Genomic DNA, 21403 nt, shown 5'->3' on the forward strand with positions numbered 1-21403 from the left:
GAGAAACAAGGATTTATATGAATTTTCAAGTAAGATTACTGACAGAATTAACGATTTTGTAGTATATATCTTTAAATAGTTTAAAATGTGCATTTCCACATTTTGTTTTTTGTTGAGTTTGTAAGTGGTTCGTAAGTAAAAATATCTGTGACGATTACGTTTTTATTGTTTCCTGCTGATAATTTAGATTCGGTCAAAGTTCAGTTCTATATTTCTGGTTCAATCTTGGACATTTATATCACATTGATATTCAGAAAATACTCAAAAAAACATTCTGATTTGGATAGATTATTTGGACAAGACTTGGTCATTTCAACTCAACTTTTTTCAACTTCACCATTCTACATTGTCCGAAATATTGTGTAAATGGAAACAGGATGCATTTGTATGTTCCATTATGTCTAAATTCTGTTTTGAATTGGCAATTGATTTCTTGCTTATTACTTTATTGTGAGCTTTGCGATTTTATGCTTTCGTGATATTTTTAGTTTTACAAGTTCATGAAATGAAAATTATGGAATTGTATCCGCTCTTCACAAAAGTATTATTGCTGTTTTATACTCTCAAAGAATCATTGTAACTTTTCTACGCCCAAGCGGGGCTTTCCAGGATTTTTCTTTTTCAAATTTGCTTTATTTAAAAGTTTTCATTTGACGGATGAATATCCGACATTTCATATATAATAACACAGTTCGTTTAAGTTATTTTAAGATGATATTTTTATAAAAATATTGTAAATCAATATAATAAAATCAAAAATTACATTATTTGTGATGTTTGTTGAAAAATTTTTTACTTTTTTTGGTGACCGATAAAAAGTGATTTTTTTGTATTTTTGCAGTGTTTATAACCAACATGTAGTGTCCATCACGTAAGTCTAGTTGATTTTCGTCGATGGGCTTTTTTTATTTGGACAAACAAGTTAAAAACAGTGATATTATGATTTCAAACATTGTTCAACCTAAGTTATGGACCGGCTCTTTTGTAAAGATTTGCTTGGTAAATTTTTTCATTTTCGTTAATTTTCATGCGTTATTGCCCACATTTCCGTTTTTTGTCACATATTTAGGAGGTGATGCTGTTGCCATAGGTATAGCCACTGCCTTGTTCAGTATTGCTTCCATTGTTTCTCGTCCTTTCGTAGGCTGGTTGGTTGATACCAAAGGACGTTGTGCCATTTTAATATTGGGTTTGACAGGCATGACGTTGATACCTATGGGTTATTTTGTTTCGGCTGGTATCTCCATGGCGATTTTGCTGCGTACCTTGCATGGTGCGTTTCATGCTGCTTCGAGCAATGCCTCATCTACATGGGTCGCCGACATCATTCCGCACAGTCGTATGGGTGAAGGACTGGGAATGTACGGGTTGTCTATGGCACTTTCCACTGCTGCAGCCCCTGCCCTCGGTTTGGCATTGATGAATATTTGGGGCTTCCGTCCTTTGTTTGCCGCCGCTGCCTTGTCTGCCTTGATTGCATTGCTTGTCGGTGTCAGTATAAAAGACAAGAAATATAAACTCTCTACCGAACCGTTACATTTTAATGAGTTATTTGAACGAATGTCGATTCCGGCGTCTGTCACACAGTTTTTCTTCATGATGGCTTATGGTGTGGTGGAGGTTTATGTGGCAATTTATGCTACTGCGAACCATTTGCCGAGTGGTGGAATTTATTTTATTTGTATCGCTGTCGCTACTGTGCTTACCCGTATCTTGTTGGGTCGAGCTGTCGATAAATATGGTGAGGCTCCTATGGTTTATACCGGTAATGTCGCTATTGTTGGCGGCATATTGCTTTTGGTTTTGGCACATAATATACCTTGTTATGTCTTGTCTGCTTTGTTGCTTGGATACAGTTTCGGTGCTATACAGCCGTCGTTGCAGACTATGGCAATGCATGCCGTTGCTCCGGAACGCCGTGGTGCTGCAAGTTCTACTTTTTTTGTCGCTTTCGATTTCGGTATTGCCTTGGGAGGTTTTGTAGCCGGGGTCTTGGTGAAACATTTGGGTTATGATAATATGTTCCTGCTCATTGCTGTGACAGGTGTGCTTTCTTTAATTTATTATTATATCTTCGGTCGCAATCATCAGTCATCGCTTAATCCTCATGGACATAGGTCTGAAACGTAATTATCTGATACATCTCAATGTTCGGTATTACAGCTGTCGCAAAAATACTTTGCGATATTATCTATATTTAAGTAGTGTTTGATAATTGATTTGAAAAATCAAGTGGTTGGTTTCTATAACTTTTTATTTCTTATTATCTGAATGTTTTATAAATTGATGTTTTAAAAGTAATAAGGTTTCTGTATGAAAAGAATAATATTTGTTGACTCTACGTTTTTTAAACCATGTATTTATTTTTCTCTTTTTGTAATTTCTTTCGTATCTTTGCAAATTATTCTTTTTTGAATTTTGTATGGTTTAAAGGTTTTTTATGGATATTGTCAGCAAGATAGAGGCTTTTGTCAAGAAGTATTACCTCAACAGGTTGATTCAGGGTTTGATTATTGGGGCTGTGCTTCTTATAGCTATATTTCTGTTTGTCAATGGAGTGGAGTTTTTATCGTGGCTTCCGCGCAAGGGCCGTTTTATTCTTTTTCTGTTATTTGTCTTAAGTTCGCTATTTGTTCTTATCTTGTATTTCTTTGTTCCTCTTGTGAATCTTGTGAGATACAGAAAGAAGATGACTGACAAACAGGCAGCTGTCCTTATCGGCAAGTTTTTTCCCGACATCAGAGATAAATTGCTTAACACATTGCAACTTTCTGATGATCTTAAAGATAATGAAGATAATGAATTGCTTGTCGCTACCATAGAACAGCGTATAAAAAACATGAGTGCGGTACGTTTTACGGATGCCGTCAATCTGAAGGATAATTACAAATATTTGAAAATGTTTGCCTTGGCATTCATCGTCCTTGTCGTTCTTGTTGTTTTTGTTCCGGATTTTTCTCGCAAGCCTGTTGAAAGAGTGTTTAATTATTCTACTGAATATCATAAGCCTCTTCCTTATAGTGTATCATTGCCTTCTCTCGATATTGAAGCTCTTCAAGGTGATGATGTTGAATATAGCATTACAGTAGAAGGTGAAAAAATACCTGAGTCGTTTTATGTTAAAAGCGATGCCGGTGTTAGACTTATGAACCGCCTTTCTGTCAATGAGTTTTGTTATGTGTTTAAAAATGTCAATCATTCTGAACGGTTTTATATTGAAGGTGGAGAATTTACTAGTCCTGAAATCGAGATAGTGGTTCGTCCAAACCCGGTATTGCTGTATTATGAAACTGCCTTTCATTATCCAAAATATATTAAGCGCCGTAATGACACTGTGGCCGGCAAGACTCGTTTCATGGTGCCTCTTGGTACTGATGTAGAGATGTTTTTTCATACCCGTGATGTTGATTCTCTTGTTGTTATCCGCGATTCTCTCGTTTTGGATATACCTTTTTCCGATGGAATGTTTTCCTATTCTTTCAAGGCTGTGAAGTCCGGCAAATTCTATGTCTCTGTTTTTAATGATTGGAATAATGATTCTTCTCCTGTACCTTTCGCTGTTGATGTCATACCTGATGCTTTTCCTGAAATTCAGGTGCAGGAATTTCATGAGGAGTTTACCAAAGAACATTATTATTCAGGTCTTATAGCTGATGATTATGGCTTTTCTCGTCTTGAATTTCATTTCGATGTAGAGAATAAGCCGGAACAGTCTTTTAAAGTTTCTATTCCTGTCGATAAACGTGAGTTGCGTACTTCGTTTTATTATAGTGTTGATTTGGATACTGTTACGGTATTTCCCGGTGATGAGATAGATGCCTATTTCGAGGTTTGGGATAATGATGGCATTAATGGTCCGAAATCTCGTCGCTCTGAGGTTTTCATGCTTTCTCTCCCATCTCTTGCTTTGCTCGATTCTGTTGCAAATGCCTCTGAAGAGCAGGTAATGGATAAGATGAAACAAAAATCTGAAGAACTGGAGTCTTTGCAAAAAGAAATAGAAGATATGCTTAAAGACCTTGTCTCAAAAAAAGAGTTGAATTGGAGTGATAAGGAGAAAATGAAGGAACTTCTTGAAAAACAACAACAGTTGCAGGAAGAATGGGAGAATGTCAAGGAAGAACAGAAGAAATTATCTGATTTTTTGAAAGATAATGAACTTACATCTCAAGAGTTACTCGAGAAACAGGAGCAGATTAATAAACTGTTTGAAGAAGTCATTCCTGATGAAATGAAACAATTGATGGAAGAAATAGAGGAATTGCTTAATGAAATGCCTCGTGACAAAATGCAGGAGATGATGAAAGAACTTAAGAAAAACAGCAAGGAATTGAAAGATATGATGGACCGTAATCTCTCTTTGCTCGAACAGCTTAAGGTTGAAAAAGACATGAATGATTTTATTGAGGATCTGAAAGAACTTGCTGATAAATTGATGAATGAAGGAGATGAAAACACAGATTCTCTGTCCGCTTCTGATGCAAAGAAAGAGTTTGATGAATTGCAAAAACAGTTGGATTCCATCATGAAAAACAATAAGCAATTACCTAATCCTTTTGATATTAATAAGGATGAAGAGATGATTGAAGATATAAATGAAGACCTTGATTCTGCTGAAGAGTCTGAAAATAATGGTGATCAGAACAAATCGTCTGAACAGAAGAAAAACGCCGGTCAAAAGATGCAGAAAATGGCTGATTCCATGCAGATGAATTTGGGTAGTTCGAGTATGGAACGTAAGGGAGAAGATGCTCATCTTGTTCGTATTTTGCTCGAAAATGTTGTCCGTTCTTCTCATTCTGAAGAAGAACTTTTGCTTTCCATCGGTATGATGAAGCCTGACGATCCTACTATTACAGAGAAGATAAGCAGACAGAAAGAGATTTCTGATAATTTTGTTATGGTTGAGGATTCTTTGCGTAATCTGGCAATGCGTCAGCCGGAGGTTAAAAATTTTGTGTTCAATGAGTTGGATATTATAAATCAACAATTGGATGCTTCAATGAAAGATATGCGTAGCTTTAATTATAATATTGCTGTGCAAAAACAGCAAACTGCCATGATGTCAATGAATAATCTTGCCTTGATGCTTGCCGAGTCTTTGGAAGATATGGAGAGTGCCATGGGCGGTTCCTCTTCTTCCTGCAGTCAACCTAAACAGTCTGGTAGTCAACCTAATTCTTCTGATCAGAATATTAAGAATATGAAAGATTTGCAGGAACAGATAGGTAAAAGTTTGGAGCAGCTGAGGGAGCAGATGAAGGGTGAACAGAATGGACAACCTATGCCTTCGTCTATGAGTGAACAGCTTGCCCGATTGGCTGCCCAACAGGAAATGATACGTGAAGGTATGCGCCAAATGTTGGAAGAGATGAAGAAAAATGGTGTTCTCGGTGACGATGGAATAAATGAGATTATAAAGGAAATGGAAAAATTGGAGGAAGATATTGTCAACAAAAGAATAACAAATCAGAGTTTGGAACGTAACAGAGATATTATGTCGCGTATGTTGAAGGCAGAGAATGCTCAGCAGGAAAGAGAAAAAGATGAGAAAAGAAAGTCTGACGAATTTAAGGGAAGGTTGGAAAGACGTACTGTTGATGAGTTGGATTATAAGGAGAAGATGATGAAACAACAGGAGTTTCTGAAAATGAATCCTATTGAATTTCAACCATTTTATAAAGACAAGATTAACGAATATTTTTTCAGAAAAAACAGTAATCAGAATAATTGATATGATAAGTTTTCAAGGTGTGGATGTTGATGTGCCGGTGATGAATCGGGAGGTGCTTAAGAAATGGATAAATGGTTTTGTCGGTTCTTATGGTAAGGTTGTCGGTGAGTTGTATTATTTGTTTTGCAGTGACGAGTATCTTTATAAGATGAATGTTGAAGTTTTGCGACATGATTTTTATACTGATATTATCACTTTCCAATTCAATGATAATGATACTGTTCTTTCCGGTGAGATATATATCAGCATAGATAGAGTTAAGGAAAATGCGTTGGCGTTGGGTTTAAGGTATGAAGATGAGTTGAATCGTGTCATGGCACATGGAGTGTTGCATCTTATGGGATTTAAAGATAAAACCGATGAAGATGCAATTATGATGAGACAACAGGAAGATTTCTGTCTTAAAATGAGAAATTTATATGGATTTTGATGTATAAAGATTGTTTAATAAATGATGTAAATAATTGATAATAAGATAATTACAAAAATTTTTCACGTGAAACCATGCTTTTTGAACAGTATGATATAATTGTTGTAGGTGCAGGACATGCAGGTTGTGAAGCTGCAGCCGCTGCTGCGAATCTTGGCAATAAGACTTTGTTGGTGACTATGAATATGAACTTTATGGCTGCCATGTCTTGTAACCCTGCTGTTGGCGGTATCGCAAAGGGACAAATTGTTAGAGAGATCGATGCCTTGGGCGGACAAATGGGTGTTGTGGCTGATAAGACTATGATACAATTCCGTATGCTGAATAAATCCAAAGGCCCTGCGGTGTGGAGCCCCAGAGTTCAAAGTGATAAGGCAGAGTTCTCGGCTTTGTGGCGACATGTACTGGAGAATACTCCAAACCTCGACTTCTGGCAAGACCATGTGGATGCTTTGATGGTGTCGGGTGATGTGGTCAGAGGCGTTCATACTTCCATGGGCGGTGACGTGTATGCCAAATGTGTCGTACTTACTAATGGCACTTTCCTTAATGGTACCATACACATTGGAGAGAAAACATTCTCTGGTGGAAGAATAGGAGAAAACGCAAGCTATGGCTTGACAGAACAATTGATGTCTCTCGGCTTCGAGTCTCAACGTATGAAAACAGGTACCCCGGTGAGAATCGATGGTAGAAGTATTGACTTTTCCAAACTTGCGGAACAGAAAGGCGATGACATAATAGGACATTTTTCTTTCCTTGATTTGGATACTCCTAAGGAACAAAGAAGTTGCTATATCGCATATACTTCACAGAAAGTTCATGATATACTTAAAACAGGATTCGAGAAATCTCCCCTTTTTACCGGCCGTATCAAGGGTAAAGGCCCTCGTTATTGCCCGAGTATAGAGGATAAAATAGAACGTTTCTCCGGTAAAGATTTTCATCAACTGTTTGTGGAACCTGAAGGCAGAACTACAATAGAGTATTATCTTAATGGGTTTAGCTCGTCTTTACCTGAAGAGGTGCAATATAAGGCTTTGCGTAATATCGAGGGCTTCGAAAATGCAAAGATATTTCGTCCGGGTTATGCAATAGAATATGACTACTTCCCTCCAAACCAATTGTATCATAGCCTCGAAACTCATAAGATTCACGGCTTGTTTTTTGCAGGTCAAATTAATGGTACTACAGGATATGAGGAGGCTGCTGCCCAGGGCTTGATGGCCGGCATTAATGCTCATAAACTGTTACACGATGAAGAGCCTTTTGTTTTGCGTAGAGATGAGGCATATATTGGAGTACTTATCGATGACTTGATAACGAAAAGCGTGGATGAACCGTATCGTATGTTCACAAGCAGAGCTGAATACCGAATATTGCTGAGACAGGATAATGCAGATATGCGTCTGACAGAAAAGGGATATAAAATAGGTCTGGCTTCACATCAACGTTATGAAAGATTCCTTGATAAGTATTCTAAAGTGAATGAGATGGTTTCGTTCTTGAAAAATACTAATGTATTTCCGGAACAGATAAATGGTTTGCTTCTTGAAAAAGAGACATCTCCTATAGATAAGAAAATGCGCTTGGCTCAAATACTTACTCGTCCACAAATAAATCTTCTCGAAATGATTCCTTGTGTCGATAAACTTGATGATATTTGTGATTTATGTTCGGCTTTTGGACGTGAGATTATTGAAGAAGCTGAGATTTTGGTAAAATATGAGGGTTATATTGAAAAAGAAAGAGAGGTGGCTGATAAACTTAACCGACTCGAGGATGTTAAACTGAGTCCTGATTTTGATTACTATTCTCTACAGTCTTTGACAATGGAGGCTCGAGAGAAATTGACAAAACATAAACCGCAGACTTTGGGTCAGGCAAGCCGTATTAGCGGCGTCTCCCCTGCTGATATCTCTGTACTTGCTGTTTTCCTTGGAAGATGAAATATGTTCCACGTGAATAAATTTTGTAAATCATTAAAATATAAATAGAAATGAACGAAAAATGTCCATGGTGTGGCTCTGAAAATCTGAAATTGTTCCTCGAATTGAAAGATTATTTTCTCACTGAAGAAAATTTTATGATTTTGTGTTGCGATGAATGTAAATTGCTCTTTACTTCTCCGGTTCCTTCCGCTGAGGCTATAGGCAATTATTACAAATCGGAAAATTATCTGAGCCATAATGAAAATAAAAAAGGTCTGTTGCCATGGATTTATAATATAGTCAAACAACGCAATGTGGTTAATAAATTTGATATTGCTGTCGCTGATATGGCTAATGGTTCTTTGCTTGATATTGGTTGCGGAGTTGGCGATTTTCTTTTTTATGCTGCAAATCGGGGTTGGAATATTTCTGGCATAGAACCTGATTTGGATGCAAAGTCAGTTGCAAGCAATAAACTGCATCTGAAAATAGATTCTCCCGATGCTCTTCCTACCCTACCCGATGACTCTTTCGATGTTGTTACCATGTGGCATGTTTTGGAACATGTAAGAGATTTGAAATCTGAGATTTTTCATTTGCAGCGAATAGTTAGACATGGGGGACGTCTCATCATTGCTTTGCCTAATTATAAATCATTCGATGCAATGCATTATCTTGATAAATGGGCTGCTTACGATGTGCCGCGCCATTTGTATCATTTCTCTAAAGAGTCTGTTGCTAATATTTTTAATGATACTGTTTTTAGTCTTACTGATATAAAACCTCTTAAATGGGATAGTTATTATGTTTCTGTTCTTAGTGAAAAATATTGTGGTTCATTTGTGCCTTTACTAAAAGGAATTTGGTATGGTTTAAAATCTAATCTAATTGCTTCGAAATCAATGCAATACTCAAGTTTGGTTTATTGTTTTGTTAAAGATAAGTAATTGAATACCAATATATTAACTGTTTTTTCGTTTTTTTCTGATTTTAGGTTCTTTTAGCATATATTTGTTTTAAGGCGGTTTACAGCTGTTTTAAGACATTTTTCTTTCATGATGAGTGTTGATGTCAAAATTGTTGAGAAAATGTCTTAAATTGGCTTGATTTTTGAATGATTTTTATTCATAAAAGTTTTTTTGCGCGTTTTTATTACAATGATGTGTTTTTGTTTTAGTATATTTGTAATTAAATAGCGTCGCGCCTTTAACTTTGTTAATTTGAAGGATATGGGAAATACAAAAAAATTTCGCAATTTTATCTGGCTTTTGTTTACTGTTTTGCTTTTTGTTGCAACAGATTCTTTGATACGTTACGAAAACAGTTACAGTGTTGCTGAAAAAAAAGTGATTAAGTCTCTTGCAGAGGTACAACGAATTCAGAGTCAAACTATAATTAAGTGGCAAAATGATACTTCCGGAATGAATTTGAGACTGCGTTTTCCGTTTGATGAGAAGAAATTGAATCTTCCGGCAGTATATATCTTTGAAAACGACACCCTCGCCTTTTGGAACAGCAATATTCTTGATCCTAAGTTCGTTGAAAATCTTCCTTTCGAAGAACATTCTCTTATTCAAAACAACAATTACTTGTTTTATGTATCTCAAACGGAAAATGACTCTTCCCGTTTTGTCGCCGCTACCCTGCTCTATCGTAATAATTTCCTTCATAATTCTAAAAATTGTTTTGTACCTACTAATATAAATGGCGATTATTCCATAGATTTCGAGTATAATGATGGTGTGATAATTCCAACAATGAAACTTGATCCTATTGTCGATTTGTTTTCTTCATTGGTGCTTTTCGTTTTGATGTTGGTTGTACAGTTTTTTCTTTACAGACATTGTTATTTTTTGTTGCGAAATTGTCGTTGGTTTAGTGGTAAATACCTTGTCTTTCTTTTTTTGAGTGTATTGGCGTTTTTACTTTTCGGTTTTTTAAGGTCTTTTTTATTTATTTCCACTTCCCCGCTCTATTCTGATATTTGTATTAAATCTGAGTTTTTTGATAATATTAGTCTTGGGAAGCTTTCCGAGTTGGTCTTTCTTATTATTGCAAATATTTGGGTTTTTGTCAAAATTGTCGTCAAAAGGAAGATCACTGTCTCTCCTCGTTCAATGATATTGGGGACCATCAGTTTTGCTCTTGTTTATTACTTGTTTATGTATGTCCTTTTTGTAATCATACAAAACTCTGTTATTCCTTTGTCTTTTTTGAGAATATATAATATCAATATTTACAGTTACATTTTTCTTATCCTTATTACTGTTCTTACAAGTTCTGTAGTTGTCCTTTTGGAAGCTATAATTGGCAGTTGCTGTAACCGTTCTTCATCGATATGGTTGATGGTTCTATGTTATATCCTCTTTGCAGTTATTATTCATATAGTTTATTATTATCTTTTGGATTTCCCGTTTTGTTATCTTACTTTCTCTATAGGTTTATTGCTATTTGTAGTATTGTCTTATAAAAATATCAAGCAAAACAAAAAGACTTTTGTTAACACTTTGATTATAATTACTTTTGTTTCAATACTTTTGACTCATTTCCTTTATAATTCCAATGAAGAAAAAGAAATTCGTGAGATGAACAGATTTGCTTTTATAGTAGGTGATGAATCTGATGCTGAGTTTGAGAAAAAAATCAATGAGATTTGTGACGCTATAAATGCAGATGATACTATTGCTCAATGGAATAGAAATAATAATTTCCCTACAGAGGACAGTATATCCCATTATCTTGCAGAATATTATTTTAATGACGATATTACTGATGATTATTATAAATTGCTTACTGTATGTCGTCCTAACACATATTTGCTTACCGATGCTGAGGATACTATCGGAATAAAATGCTTCGAATATTTTGATAATATTATTGATAATAATTATACTCGTTATGTTAATGACAATACGGTCATTATCGATGACCCTTCTACTGATACTTATTATTTGACTACTTTTGAATATATCGTTGGCGATACTGTCAATATGGTTATGTTTATAGAGTTTTATAAGGAATATATCATGAATTCCATTAAGATAGCTGAGTTTCTTACTTCATATAAAAATATTGTGGTACCTGACCTTAGTAATTATTCTTTCTGTACCTATACCGATGGCATCTTGAATTATAAATACGGACATTACAATTATCCAAGCAATTTCAGTGAATTCAGATATAAAGAACATGAATATGTAAAGACTAATCATTACAAGCATCTTTTAACCGATATTGATAATAAGACTGTTATTGTAACTGTCGAAACAGCGCGTTGGATAGAGATAATAGCTCCGTTTTCTTATATTTTCATTGCTTTATTGTTGGCATATTATCTAATGAAACGTTTGGAATATGGAAAAAAATATGTGCGTTACAGAAAGAGTTTCCATTCCAAAATGCAGTTGATGATGCTTATGACTTTGACGATATCATTTCTTGTTGTCGGCTTCACTTCTTTTATTTTTATAAAAGATGGTTTAGCCAGAAAGACATCCAGAAATCGTTATGAAAGAACTAAGAGTATTTTGAAAACTTTACAGAAAGATGTTGATGAAGGTATCGATTTGTCCGATCCGGATGTTGTGCGTCGTTTTAAAGAAGTATATTTCATTGATATAAACCTTTATAATACAGATGGTTATCTTATTAATACCACACAACCGGAACTGTTTAACACTGTTTCTACTCGTAAGATAAACAAAAATGCCTATCACAGAATCATCAACAAAAAGTTTTTCTTTTATTCACATAATGAATATATAGGTAATGTTGAGTATCAATCGGATTATAATCCTATTTTCGATTCCAATGGCAATTTGGTTGCTGTCTTGAATATTCCTTATTATGATTATAATGACGAGAGTCACGCGAGTATGGCTAATTTTATTGTCACATATATTAATATAATCTTTGTTTTGCTTGGTGTCTCGGTAATTGTCGTAATTGTCATTACTCGTAATACTTTTAAACCTTTGGTTACCATACAGGAAAATATGAAAAGATTACATTTTCGTGGTGAAAATGAACCTATTGAATGGCATAGTAACGATGAGATCGGGGATTTGATAAATCAGTATAATAATTTATTGAAAGAGTTGGAAGAGAGTGCGGGACAACTGATGCGTGTCGAACGGGAAAGCGCATGGCGCGATATGGCACGACAGGTGGCTCATGAAATTAAAAATCCTCTTACTCCTATGAAACTCAGTGTACAATATTTGCAGATGGCATGGAAACGTAATGATAAGGATATAGAACGAAAGTTTAATGATACTATGAGTTCTATTCTTGAACAGATAGATACTCTAACAAGTATAGCAACGGCATTTTCCAACTATGCTAAACTGCCGCAAAATACTCCTGAGGAATTTGATCTGAGAGAGATGTTGGATAATTTAATTTATCTTTATGATAATCAACTTGCTAAAAATATTGTTTTGCAATTTGACCATGAGGGTAAATATATGATTTACGCCGACAGAAACAATTTGGGCAGGGTTTTTGGCAATATAATAAAAAATGCCATTCAGGCAATTGACAATATGGAAAATGGTAGTATTGTGGTAAAGATTGAGGATGTCGGAAACAAATATAGAATCTGGATTATTGACAATGGTTGCGGAATCAAACCCGAAGAACAAAAAAAGATATTTTTGCCTAATTTTACAACTAAATCGAGCGGAATGGGTTTGGGTCTTTCCATAGCTTTTGACATAATAGAATCAATGGGAGGGAAAATAGGATTTAAAAGTGAGGTCGGCATCGGTACTACATTTAAAGTGGAGATACCAAAAGGAAAAGATTTTTAAATTTTATTTTTGGGAATTTTTTCTTGAAATAGAAAGATTCTTACTATAACTTGAAAGTGATAATTAAGATATAAAAGTGTTGTGAAATACTAAAAATACCAATCAAAATGATTGGTTGATTAGGATAAAATATTCTGATTTATAATATCTTGAGCCACATTGCGGACTCGAACCGCAGACCTACGCATTACGAATGCGTTGCTCTACCAACTGAGCTAAGGTGGCTTTTTCATGATGCAAAGATACTAATTCTTTTCAAAAAAGAAACTTTTTAGTGAAAAATATTCTCTTTTTTTTGTCATTCACTATCTTTGCATCTTAAAAATATCTGAAATGGAATCGGCAAAATTTGTTAGCGTAATGCTGCTTGCCATGATAAAGACATTGGTATCTCCTCCTGTAGGCTTCGCTGCAGATATGTCTTTCGGTATGACGTTTCTTGCTGTTGCCATCGGCGGATTGATTGGGTATTGTGTTTTCTTTTATCTGTTTGATTTCATTATGAAATTGAATAGTAACATCTCACAAAAAAATAGAGTTAAAAAAATTGAAAAAGCACGTAAGATAATAAATATGAGAAAGAAATATCCGCTATGGTTGTTTTTGTTTATTTTGCCTTTGTTTTCTATTCCGGTTATGTCTTTTGTTATTCGAAAATTTTATTGTCATAATAAGGTTATAATGATGTCCTGTTTGGGAATAATAGTTATTTGGAGTTTTTGTTCATGTTTGTTGTTTTATTTTATTATTTTGTTAAGATAAAATATTGTTATATTTAAGATATTATAATATGATAATTTTAGATAATGTCGTGGTAACTGACAAATTTCTTGAGGCGCGTTTTTGTTGCAATCTTCTTCGTTGTAAAGGTGAATGCTGTGTTGCCGGTGATGCCGGAGCGCCTTTGGAACCTCTTGAGGTGGGCATGATAGAAGAAAATATTGAGGCAATAAAACCATATATGAGAAAAGAAGGCATTAAGGCGATTGAAAATAATGATGTCTATGATTATGATGATTTTGGGAATATGGTGACACCTCTTGTAAATGATGAAGAATGTGCTTTTGTCTATTTTCATGAAAATGGAACGGCATTGTGTGCCATTGAAAAGGCTTTCTTGGAAGGTAAGACGGATTTTCAAAAGCCAATAAGTTGCCATTTATATCCTATAAGACTGATGGAAAAAGATGGTTTTATTCATATAGTGTACCATGAGTGGAGTGTTTGTGTTCCGGCTAAGAAAAAAGGAGAAAAAGAAGGAATTCCTTTGTATGTTTTTTTGAAAAATCCCCTCATCAGAAGATTTGGTGCCTATTGGTATGAAAGACTTGTCAAAGCTATAAATGATAAGGATTTTTGATTTAAAATGATAAGTGCCTGGCGGGGAACCATGGCACTTATTCCATCTGAGAAAATTGAAATGTATAACCAAAACCGTACACTTAACATCTTATTACTTGAAATTGTTCAATAGATATATTGTTTATTTTATTTTGTCATATTTTAACATTGATAAATTTTGTTTTCTCTTGTATTTCTTAATAAATCTTAAAAATGTTTTCGGTTCTGTGTTTTGGTATGTTTTTTGAATTTATTATACTTGCCAAAATCAATGAATTATGAAATCTTTTTTTAATAGTATTATCGATTTGTTTTATCCACGTGTTTGTGAAGCATGTGGCAATAGTTTGATGCACAATGAAGATACTGTGTGCATGACATGCCGGTATCTTCTTCCAAAAACCGGTTATGAAATGTCGGAAAATAATCCATTGGCACAGATGTTTTATGGACTTGTGGATTTCAATGCTGTCACTGCAGAGTTTTTCTTTTCTAAAAGTGGAAGAATACAGAACCTTGTTCACGGTTTGAAATACAATGGATGTAAAGCAGCCGGCTTCTTTCTTGGTGAAGAACTTGGAAAAAGTATTTCAAAATCTCCATTTTTCACTGATATCGATTGTCTTGTTCCTGTTCCCTTACATAAAAAAAAAGAATTTAAACGAGGTTATAATCAAAGTTTTGTCATTGCTCAGGGGGTTGAAAAAATAACCGGTATTCCAATAATTGATAATGTGCTTTTCCGCAAGACATATACAGAAACACAAACGAAGAAAAATAAAGAGGAACGCTGGGAAAATGTGAAAGACGTTTTTGAGGTGAAAAATGCTGAATCGTTGTATGGTAAACATCTGCTGTTGATAGATGACGTATTGACAACAGGTGCTACCTTGATTGCAGCGGGAACGACTTTACGTGAAATCTCAAACGTTTGTATAAGTGTAGCCACAACAGCTTGTGCCGGTAATTGACACTATTGATATGACATTGATAATCAAAATTGATAAAACAGCATGTCAATGTTACGTCTTATTGACAATTTATGAGATTAAAATATAAACATTTATTGCTTTTTCTTTGTGCATATAATGATTACAATACTTAATAAGCCTATGGCTGCTATGATGAAATTGGCATCTATTACAGGTTTTGGATTGAGCTGTTCTTCAAGATATGTCATTCTTTTCTTTATGGAATTGGTGATGGCATTGGAAGAAAGAGTGGCTCCACTGACTGCATCTATCTGTTTGTCAATTATTTCGTGTGATGTCAATCCAATAAATGTATTAGTAAACTCTTTGTTTTCCAATTTTTGCATGTATGATGGTGTTTCATCGTTCTTGTTGATGATGACATCAACGATTTTTTGGTCTTTATCCATTAAGATTGTCATTGGAATGCTTCTGTAAAATCCGATTATGTCATCAGAGATAGGAGAGGTGAACACTATCATGCCGATTTCTTGGTCTTTATTATCAACAATGGAAAAAAGAGCAACATCTTTTTTTATAATATCATGATAATCAGAAAAATTTGATGCAATGGCATCAGTTGGCATAACATAATCGTTTTTATCTTGATATGATTCTCCACCATGATGACCTATAAAATATAGTGTGGAAAATATTAAGAAAACTATAACAGCAATCATCAAAACGATTCTTCTAACTTTTGTCATATTTACATGTTTTAAGAATTAGGTGCAAAAATAACTAATAATTGTTTTTGTAGAAAATTAATTTATAACTTTGTAAATTCAAAGTAATGTTAAATGGGAAAGATTCAAGATGATAATAAATTATATTCTTTTTTGCGATATTATGTTGATTATCATATAAAAAGAGGTTTTAGAAAATATCAGGTCGTTGGAAAAGAAAACCTTTTGGGGAAAGGGGCTAAGGTATATGGTTCGAATCATTGTAACGCTCTTACCGATGCTTTGGTTTTGCTTGCCAAAGATCATAAGAAAAAGGTGTTTATTGCCAGAGCCGATATATTCAAAAATCCAACCATAGCTAAAATATTACGCTGGTTGAGGATTTTGCCAATTTATAGAATACGTGACGGTATCAGTTCAGTGAGGGATAACAACAATGATATTATTGATCAAGCCGTCGATGTTATTCATGATGAGGTGCAGTTGTATCTTTTTCCAGAAGCAACCCATAGAACAAAACACTCTTTACGTAAGCTGAGCAAGGGTATTTTTCATATTGCTTTGGAGGCAAATAAACGATTTGGCGACCAAAAACAGGTTTTTATTGTTCCAACAGGTATAGATTATGGAGATTATTTTCGGTATCGTTCCAATGTCTTGTTGAGTTTTGGAGAACCTATTAATGTAACGGAGTTTGTAAAACGTAATGAAACAGAAAATGAGGCTGTTATAATGAATAACCTGCGTGATGTTTTGTCAGAACGAATGTCTAAATTGATAACATTTCTTCCTGATGATGAGGATTATGATGCTATTTGGGAAATTGTAAAGATTAAAGCTCATCGCCTTCCTTCTTCTTTGGCAAAACGACGTGATAATAATAATAAGGTAGTTGAAAATGTTGTTAGGTTTAGAGATAAAGAACCGGAGAAAGCAAAGAAGATATTTGAAAAAATACTCGATTTTACGGCAAAACGTAAAGCTTCTAATATATCGGTATATTCAGTGTCAAGGAAATTGCCTTTGTTCAGTATGTTGTTGAAAACTTTTATTTTGTTACTTGGGCTGCCAATATTTGTTGCTGCTGCCGTTGCGAGTTCTCCAATATGGATAGTGGCATATTTTATTCTCAACAGATTAGGCGATGCTGCTTTTCGTAATACAGTGAATTTCGGCGTGGAATTGGTCGTACATACTGTTATGATGCTTGTAGCCATTCCGGTACTCTTTTGTGTTGTCCCTTGGGAACTTGCAATGATTTCTTTATTGTTTTTCGAGTTTAGTTATCCTTTCTTTTTTGATTATTGTGAATATCTTAGAAGATGGTGTTCTGATATAAGATGGACTTTTAATAATAAATTGAGAAGACAATTTGAAGAAATAGATATAAATTTTTAAAAAATTATTTGATAAATTAAAAAAATATATATATTTGCACAAAATATTACTTATGAAGAGATTATTTATGGAGATTGCGAGAACTTTGTTTGGGAAACATGTGTCGGGTTCATTTCCTAAGTGGTGGGTTCTAATATTTGATTTATTACTTGTGGTATTTTCTTATATTTTGATGGTTTTTATTAAATATTACAATCAGTTGCCATATTTAAGTAAGGATTATAAGGTCGTTTTGATACATCTTGTAAGTGTTCTCATTGTATTTGCTGTCTGTTTTATTCTTACCGGTTCATTTAAAGGGTTGATAAGATATACCGGTTTCAATGACATCACGAGGCTGGCATGGACTTGTTTTAGTGCTTTCATTGTGCTTTTTGTTTGCAAGATGATATTATATAAGTTTCTGCCTAATTATAATTTTTTGTTTCCATCATATTTTGAATCGTTTTTTATTACTTTAATGGTGTTGATAGTCATGGCATTCTCTCGTTTGATTATACGTAGAATATATAATGAATATTTTAGACAACACCCTAATATAATTAATGCCGTCATCTATGGTGCAGGTGATGCCGGATTGATAACATTTAATGCTTTATATCAGGATACATCACATCAATATTTAATTAAATCTTTTATAGATGATTCTTCGGCTAAAATAGGTAAAACTATTAATGGAATACCTATAAAAAAACCGTCCGCTGTTTTAAATAAGGAGTTTCTTCAGAAAAACAATATCAGCACCATGATTATGGCAATGCCGAGTCTTAATGTTAATGATAGACAGCGTCTTATCAATTTAGGACTCGATCTTAATTTGAAAGTGAAATCGGTTCCTCATATTAATAATTGGATAAATGGAGAATTGAAAGTCAATCAGATTGAGGATATTAAAATAGAAGATCTTCTTGAAAGAGAACCTATTGTTCTTGGTAAAGAAAATGTTTCCAACGAAATACAGGGTAAAGTAGTCATGGTGACCGGTGCGGCAGGTTCTATTGGAAGCGAGATATGCAGACAGGTGTTGCAATATCATCCTAAATGTCTTGTTCTACTCGACCAGGCTGAATCCCCAATATATGATTTGCAGTTTGAACTGAAAAACAATGAGCCTTATAAATCTCTCGGTATTCCTATGGAATTTATTGTTGGTAATGTCAAAGATGAGATTAAAATGACAGAAGTGTTCGAGAAGTTTCATCCACAGGTATTATATCATGCTGCTGCATATAAACATGTACCTCTTATGGAGGATTTTCCGTATGAAGCGGTTTTTGTCAATGTCTTTGGTACAAAAATAGTTGCAGATTTGGCTATTAGATGCGGTGTTGAAAAATTTGTGATGATTTCAACTGATAAAGCTGTTAATCCTACTAATGTCATGGGTGCCACAAAACGTATAGCCGAGATTTATACTCAAAGCAGACGGGTGGAAGGTATTAAATTTGTCACTACTCGCTTTGGCAATGTGTTGGGCTCCAATGGCTCTGTTATACCTTTGTTTAAGAAACAGTTGGCAAAAGGTGGTCCTCTAACTGTGACAGATAAAAACATTATACGTTATTTTATGACGATACCGGAAGCTTGTAGCCTTGTATTGGAAGCTGGTGCAATAGGCGAAGATGATGATATTTTTGTGTTCGACATGGGAGAACCGGTTAAGATTTATGATATGGCAAGTAAAATGATAAAACTTTCCGGTTTGCAAAATGTCGAGATTAAAATAACAGGACTTCGTCCGGGAGAGAAACTTTATGAAGAATTGCTCGCTACTAAAGAAAATACTTTGAAAACACAACATCCAAAAATTATGCGTGCCAAAGTACGGCAGTATCCTAAAGAAGATGTGGATTCTAAATTGAAAGAACTTTATGAAATGTTACTTACAAGCGATGATTTTAAAATCGTTGCTAAAATGAAAGATATAGTTCCTGAATTTAAATCAAACAATTCTGTTTTCGCTTCTTTGGATAAATGATAGGTGTGAAATCTTTTGTTTTTTCTTGTTCTGTTGTAAGTATAAATCTTTAGGTGATGTTTCGATAAACATTGCTATGTTTTAGTTGCATTGTGAGTTTGTAAATGAATTAAAAGTTGGTAATAATTCGGTATTTCCTGAATTAATCTTATCTTTGCCGAAATTTAGATGACGATTGTTTTCAAAATGATGTATATGTAAAAATATCTTTGAAAATAAATGTATTGATTTATGTTTTGAATTGAATACATTTTATATGATTTGCAATTATTTGATGATGAAATATTTTAAAGATCTCGATGTAATACAGAAAATAGAATTATCGCTTTTGACATTGTTGGTGATAGTGATTCCGTTTTATTGGAGAGTTGCGTCATATATGGTAATGATATTACTGTTGTTCGGATTTTTTAAAATTGTATTTATTCAAAAATTCAAGTTTAACAAACAACAACTTAAATATACTTTTGCATATATTGTTTTTGCAGCTACTTGGTTGATTTATCTTATAGGTGTATTTTATTCATCAGATGTTTCTTCAGCTTGGGAACAAATTGGCAAGAAACTGTTTTTTCTGCTTTTGCCTCTTTATTTTTTATTTTCGGATTTGTCATTTATTACACAAAACAGATTGCGTTATTTGCTTTATGTGCTGACATTTTCTCTCGTAGCTGTTTTTCTTGTTGATTTTTCCATAGCTTCTTTTAATCATATATTTAATGAGAAAACAATGTATTCTTATATGGTTGCTAAGGCAAAAATATTTGATTCTCATCATACATATACATCAATGTATATTTGTCTTGCCATAGTGTTTCTTTTTGTAGAGATTTTTACTGTAGAGTCTGCAAGGACAAAACTTGTCGATATTATATGTTCTGTTATTCTTGTGATAGGTATATTTTTTCAGAACTCAAGGGCCGGAATTCTTTGTATGACGCTGTTGTTTATCGCTTTGATAATATGGGTCGTATTTGTGCTGAAAAAGAAGAAAATCGCATTGTATGTTTTTTTGTCAATCAGCGTGTTTATTGTTGCTTCATGTTTTGTTTTTAAAAACAGTTTTAACAGGTTTGTCGATACATTTCATAAATTGACAAATGAAAATAAAACAGATACCAGAGTGGTGCTATATCAAACAGCCAAAGCTGTCATTGGAACATGTTATGCTTTTGGGACAGGTACAGGAGACAGATTAGATGCTCTTGTCAATGGATATTATGATTACAAAGATGAATTGTTGAATAAAATAGAACCTGTTAATCCTGATATTGAAAATTTTGATACTCTTAAAATACAGTGTCTTGATAGTATATCTAAGATGTTTTCAACATCATCTTTTGACAGTTTAAGTGAAGAAGCTATTATTATAGCGAAAGATTACGGGTGTCAGCCTCAAACAGTGGAGTGTAATTTAATAAGATATAAAATTGTTACTTCTGCAATTAAAAATGAAGCAAATTCACATAATCAATATTTTGATACTTTAATCAGTGTAGGCATTATAGGTTTGCTTCTTATGCTTTCTTTTTTCGTGTTGCCTCTTGTTTTGATGATAAAAAGAAAAAAATATGATATAGTGTATCTATCTTTTATGTTCATAATTTTGTTTAATGCTGTTTTTGAGTCTATCTTTGAAAGACAATTAGGCATAGTTTTCTTTTTATTGTTTCATTTGTTGTTTTTCCATGTTACATTTTGTCAAAATAATAATCAGTTATGCTCATTACCAAAGAATTGTTAGACAATGTTACGGAGCAGGCTAAAAACTCTCCGAGATTAAGAATGAATTATAACCTTCATGAGTCTTTGGATGCCAAAGCACAAAGACTTTTTAATGCTTTGGAACCCGGTACTGTATTGCCTATACATAGACATCCTCATACTGACGAGACTTATATTCTATTGAGAGGTTCTTTCGTATATAAGTTTTATAATGACAATGGAGATCTTGTCGAGAGTGGTATTATCGACAATAAAAAAGAAGTTTTTGGGATACACGTCCCTAAAAATCAATGGCATACTATTGATGTTCTTGAATCCGGTACAGTAATTTTCGAGGTTAAAGATGGACCTTATACTCCATTCGCTCCTGAAGATGTGTTGAATTTGAATAAATAAAC

14 protein-coding genes and 1 tRNA gene are annotated in these 21403 nt (G+C 34.0%); 12 read left to right on the forward strand and 3 right to left on the reverse strand.

The annotated features are described in order from the left end of the window. The first annotated feature begins 939 nt into the window (after nucleotides 1–939). The 6 genes from ACZOVS_RS07210 to ACZOVS_RS07235 all read left to right on the forward strand — a co-directional run bounded on the left by ACZOVS_RS07210 (nucleotide 940) and on the right by ACZOVS_RS07235 (nucleotide 12906). Complete coding sequence (locus ACZOVS_RS07210) at nucleotides 940–2130, forward strand: MFS transporter (RefSeq protein WP_483996563.1); 1191 nt, start codon at nucleotides 940–942, stop codon at nucleotides 2128–2130. Between the two features lie 310 nt (nucleotides 2131–2440). Then, on the forward strand, nucleotides 2441–5734 hold the full coding sequence (locus ACZOVS_RS07215) for a hypothetical protein (RefSeq protein ID WP_483996564.1): 3294 nt from the start codon (nucleotides 2441–2443) through the stop codon (nucleotides 5732–5734). A gap of 1 nt (nucleotide 5735) precedes the next feature. Further along, a complete protein-coding gene (gene ybeY, locus ACZOVS_RS07220; protein ID WP_483996565.1) occupies nucleotides 5736–6164 on the forward strand; it encodes an rRNA maturation RNase YbeY in 429 nt (142 codons plus the stop codon). Nucleotides 6165–6238: 74 nt separating this feature from the next. Beyond that, nucleotides 6239–8113: a tRNA uridine-5-carboxymethylaminomethyl(34) synthesis enzyme MnmG gene (mnmG, locus tag ACZOVS_RS07225; protein ID WP_483996566.1), complete on the forward strand. Its 1875-nt coding sequence runs from the start codon at nucleotides 6239–6241 to the stop codon at nucleotides 8111–8113. 50 nt (nucleotides 8114–8163) lie between these two features. After that, the gene (locus tag ACZOVS_RS07230; protein WP_483996567.1) at nucleotides 8164–9042 is read left to right on the forward strand and encodes a class I SAM-dependent methyltransferase; all 879 of its coding nucleotides are present in this window, start codon (nucleotides 8164–8166) and stop codon (nucleotides 9040–9042) included. 282 nt (nucleotides 9043–9324) lie between these two features. Next, a complete protein-coding gene (locus ACZOVS_RS07235) occupies nucleotides 9325–12906 on the forward strand; it encodes an ATP-binding protein (protein ID WP_483996568.1) in 3582 nt (1193 codons plus the stop codon). A 152-nt stretch (nucleotides 12907–13058) separates the two neighbouring features. Here ACZOVS_RS07235 and ACZOVS_RS07240 read toward each other — a convergent pair. Together ACZOVS_RS07240 and ACZOVS_RS07245 are read right to left on the reverse strand one after the other, a co-directional pair. Further along, nucleotides 13059–13131: transfer RNA gene (locus ACZOVS_RS07240), tRNA-Thr, on the reverse strand. An 80-nt stretch (nucleotides 13132–13211) separates the two neighbouring features. Further along, nucleotides 13212–13358: a hypothetical protein gene (locus ACZOVS_RS07245; protein WP_483996569.1), complete on the reverse strand. Its 147-nt coding sequence runs from the start codon at nucleotides 13356–13358 to the stop codon at nucleotides 13212–13214. A 338-nt stretch (nucleotides 13359–13696) separates the two neighbouring features. On the opposite strand from ACZOVS_RS07245, the gene ACZOVS_RS07250 reads away from it, so the two are divergent. Further along, entirely contained in the window at nucleotides 13697–14266 is a 570-nt protein-coding gene (locus ACZOVS_RS07250; protein ID WP_483996570.1) for a DUF3109 family protein, read from the forward strand. A 259-nt stretch (nucleotides 14267–14525) separates the two neighbouring features. Beyond that, nucleotides 14526–15218, forward strand: a complete 693-nt coding sequence (locus tag ACZOVS_RS07255; RefSeq protein ID WP_483996571.1) for a ComF family protein — start codon at nucleotides 14526–14528, stop codon at nucleotides 15216–15218. A 92-nt stretch (nucleotides 15219–15310) separates the two neighbouring features. On the opposite strand, the gene ACZOVS_RS07260 is transcribed toward ACZOVS_RS07255, so the two are convergent. After that, nucleotides 15311–15925: an FMN-binding protein gene (locus tag ACZOVS_RS07260; RefSeq protein ID WP_483996572.1), complete on the reverse strand. Its 615-nt coding sequence runs from the start codon at nucleotides 15923–15925 to the stop codon at nucleotides 15311–15313. A 93-nt stretch (nucleotides 15926–16018) separates the two neighbouring features. On the opposite strand from ACZOVS_RS07260, the gene ACZOVS_RS07265 reads away from it, so the two are divergent. The 4 genes from ACZOVS_RS07265 (at nucleotide 16019) to ACZOVS_RS07280 (ending at nucleotide 21401) form a co-directional block, all read left to right on the forward strand. Beyond that, nucleotides 16019–17302 (forward strand): 1-acyl-sn-glycerol-3-phosphate acyltransferase, encoded by a 1284-nt coding sequence (locus tag ACZOVS_RS07265; protein ID WP_483996573.1) that lies wholly within the window; start codon nucleotides 16019–16021, stop codon nucleotides 17300–17302. Nucleotides 17303–17354: 52 nt separating this feature from the next. Beyond that, nucleotides 17355–19280 carry a polysaccharide biosynthesis protein gene (locus ACZOVS_RS07270; RefSeq protein ID WP_483996574.1) on the forward strand — a complete coding sequence of 642 codons (1926 nt, stop codon included), beginning with the start codon at nucleotides 17355–17357 and terminating at the stop codon, nucleotides 19278–19280. Between the two features lie 277 nt (nucleotides 19281–19557). Further along, nucleotides 19558–21024 (forward strand): O-antigen ligase family protein, encoded by a 1467-nt coding sequence (locus ACZOVS_RS07275; protein ID WP_483996575.1) that lies wholly within the window; start codon nucleotides 19558–19560, stop codon nucleotides 21022–21024. After that, entirely contained in the window at nucleotides 21000–21401 is a 402-nt protein-coding gene (locus ACZOVS_RS07280; protein ID WP_483996576.1) for a WbuC family cupin fold metalloprotein, read from the forward strand. The genes ACZOVS_RS07275 and ACZOVS_RS07280 overlap by 25 nt, the downstream gene beginning before the upstream one ends. Nucleotides 21402–21403 lie beyond the last annotated feature (2 nt).

This window comes from Candidatus Limimorpha avicola (genome assembly GCF_056978975.1).

Bases quoted from the DNA above. Each gene is read 5' to 3' on its own strand.
- ACZOVS_RS07280 (WP_483996576.1), top strand. From the start codon at position 21,000: ATGCTCATTACCAAAGAATTGTTAGACAATGTTACGGAGCAGGCTAAA.
- ACZOVS_RS07270 (WP_483996574.1), top strand. From the start codon at position 17,355: ATGAAGAGATTATTTATGGAGATTGCGAGAACTTTGTTTGGGAAACAT.
- mnmG (WP_483996566.1), top strand. From the start codon at position 6,239: ATGCTTTTTGAACAGTATGATATAATTGTTGTAGGTGCAGGACATGCA.
- ACZOVS_RS07245 (WP_483996569.1), bottom strand. From the start codon at position 13,358: ATGGCAACAGCAAGAAACGTCATACCGAAAGACATATCTGCAGCGAAG.
- ybeY (WP_483996565.1), top strand. From the start codon at position 5,736: ATGATAAGTTTTCAAGGTGTGGATGTTGATGTGCCGGTGATGAATCGG.
- ACZOVS_RS07250 (WP_483996570.1), top strand. From the start codon at position 13,697: ATGATAATTTTAGATAATGTCGTGGTAACTGACAAATTTCTTGAGGCG.
- ACZOVS_RS07260 (WP_483996572.1), bottom strand. From the start codon at position 15,925: ATGACAAAAGTTAGAAGAATCGTTTTGATGATTGCTGTTATAGTTTTC.
- ACZOVS_RS07235 (WP_483996568.1), top strand. From the start codon at position 9,325: ATGGGAAATACAAAAAAATTTCGCAATTTTATCTGGCTTTTGTTTACT.
- ACZOVS_RS07275 (WP_483996575.1), top strand. From the start codon at position 19,558: ATGAAATATTTTAAAGATCTCGATGTAATACAGAAAATAGAATTATCG.
- ACZOVS_RS07265 (WP_483996573.1), top strand. From the start codon at position 16,019: ATGGGAAAGATTCAAGATGATAATAAATTATATTCTTTTTTGCGATAT.
- ACZOVS_RS07215 (WP_483996564.1), top strand. From the start codon at position 2,441: ATGGATATTGTCAGCAAGATAGAGGCTTTTGTCAAGAAGTATTACCTC.
- ACZOVS_RS07255 (WP_483996571.1), top strand. From the start codon at position 14,526: ATGAAATCTTTTTTTAATAGTATTATCGATTTGTTTTATCCACGTGTT.
- ACZOVS_RS07230 (WP_483996567.1), top strand. From the start codon at position 8,164: ATGAACGAAAAATGTCCATGGTGTGGCTCTGAAAATCTGAAATTGTTC.
- ACZOVS_RS07210 (WP_483996563.1), top strand. From the start codon at position 940: ATGATTTCAAACATTGTTCAACCTAAGTTATGGACCGGCTCTTTTGTA.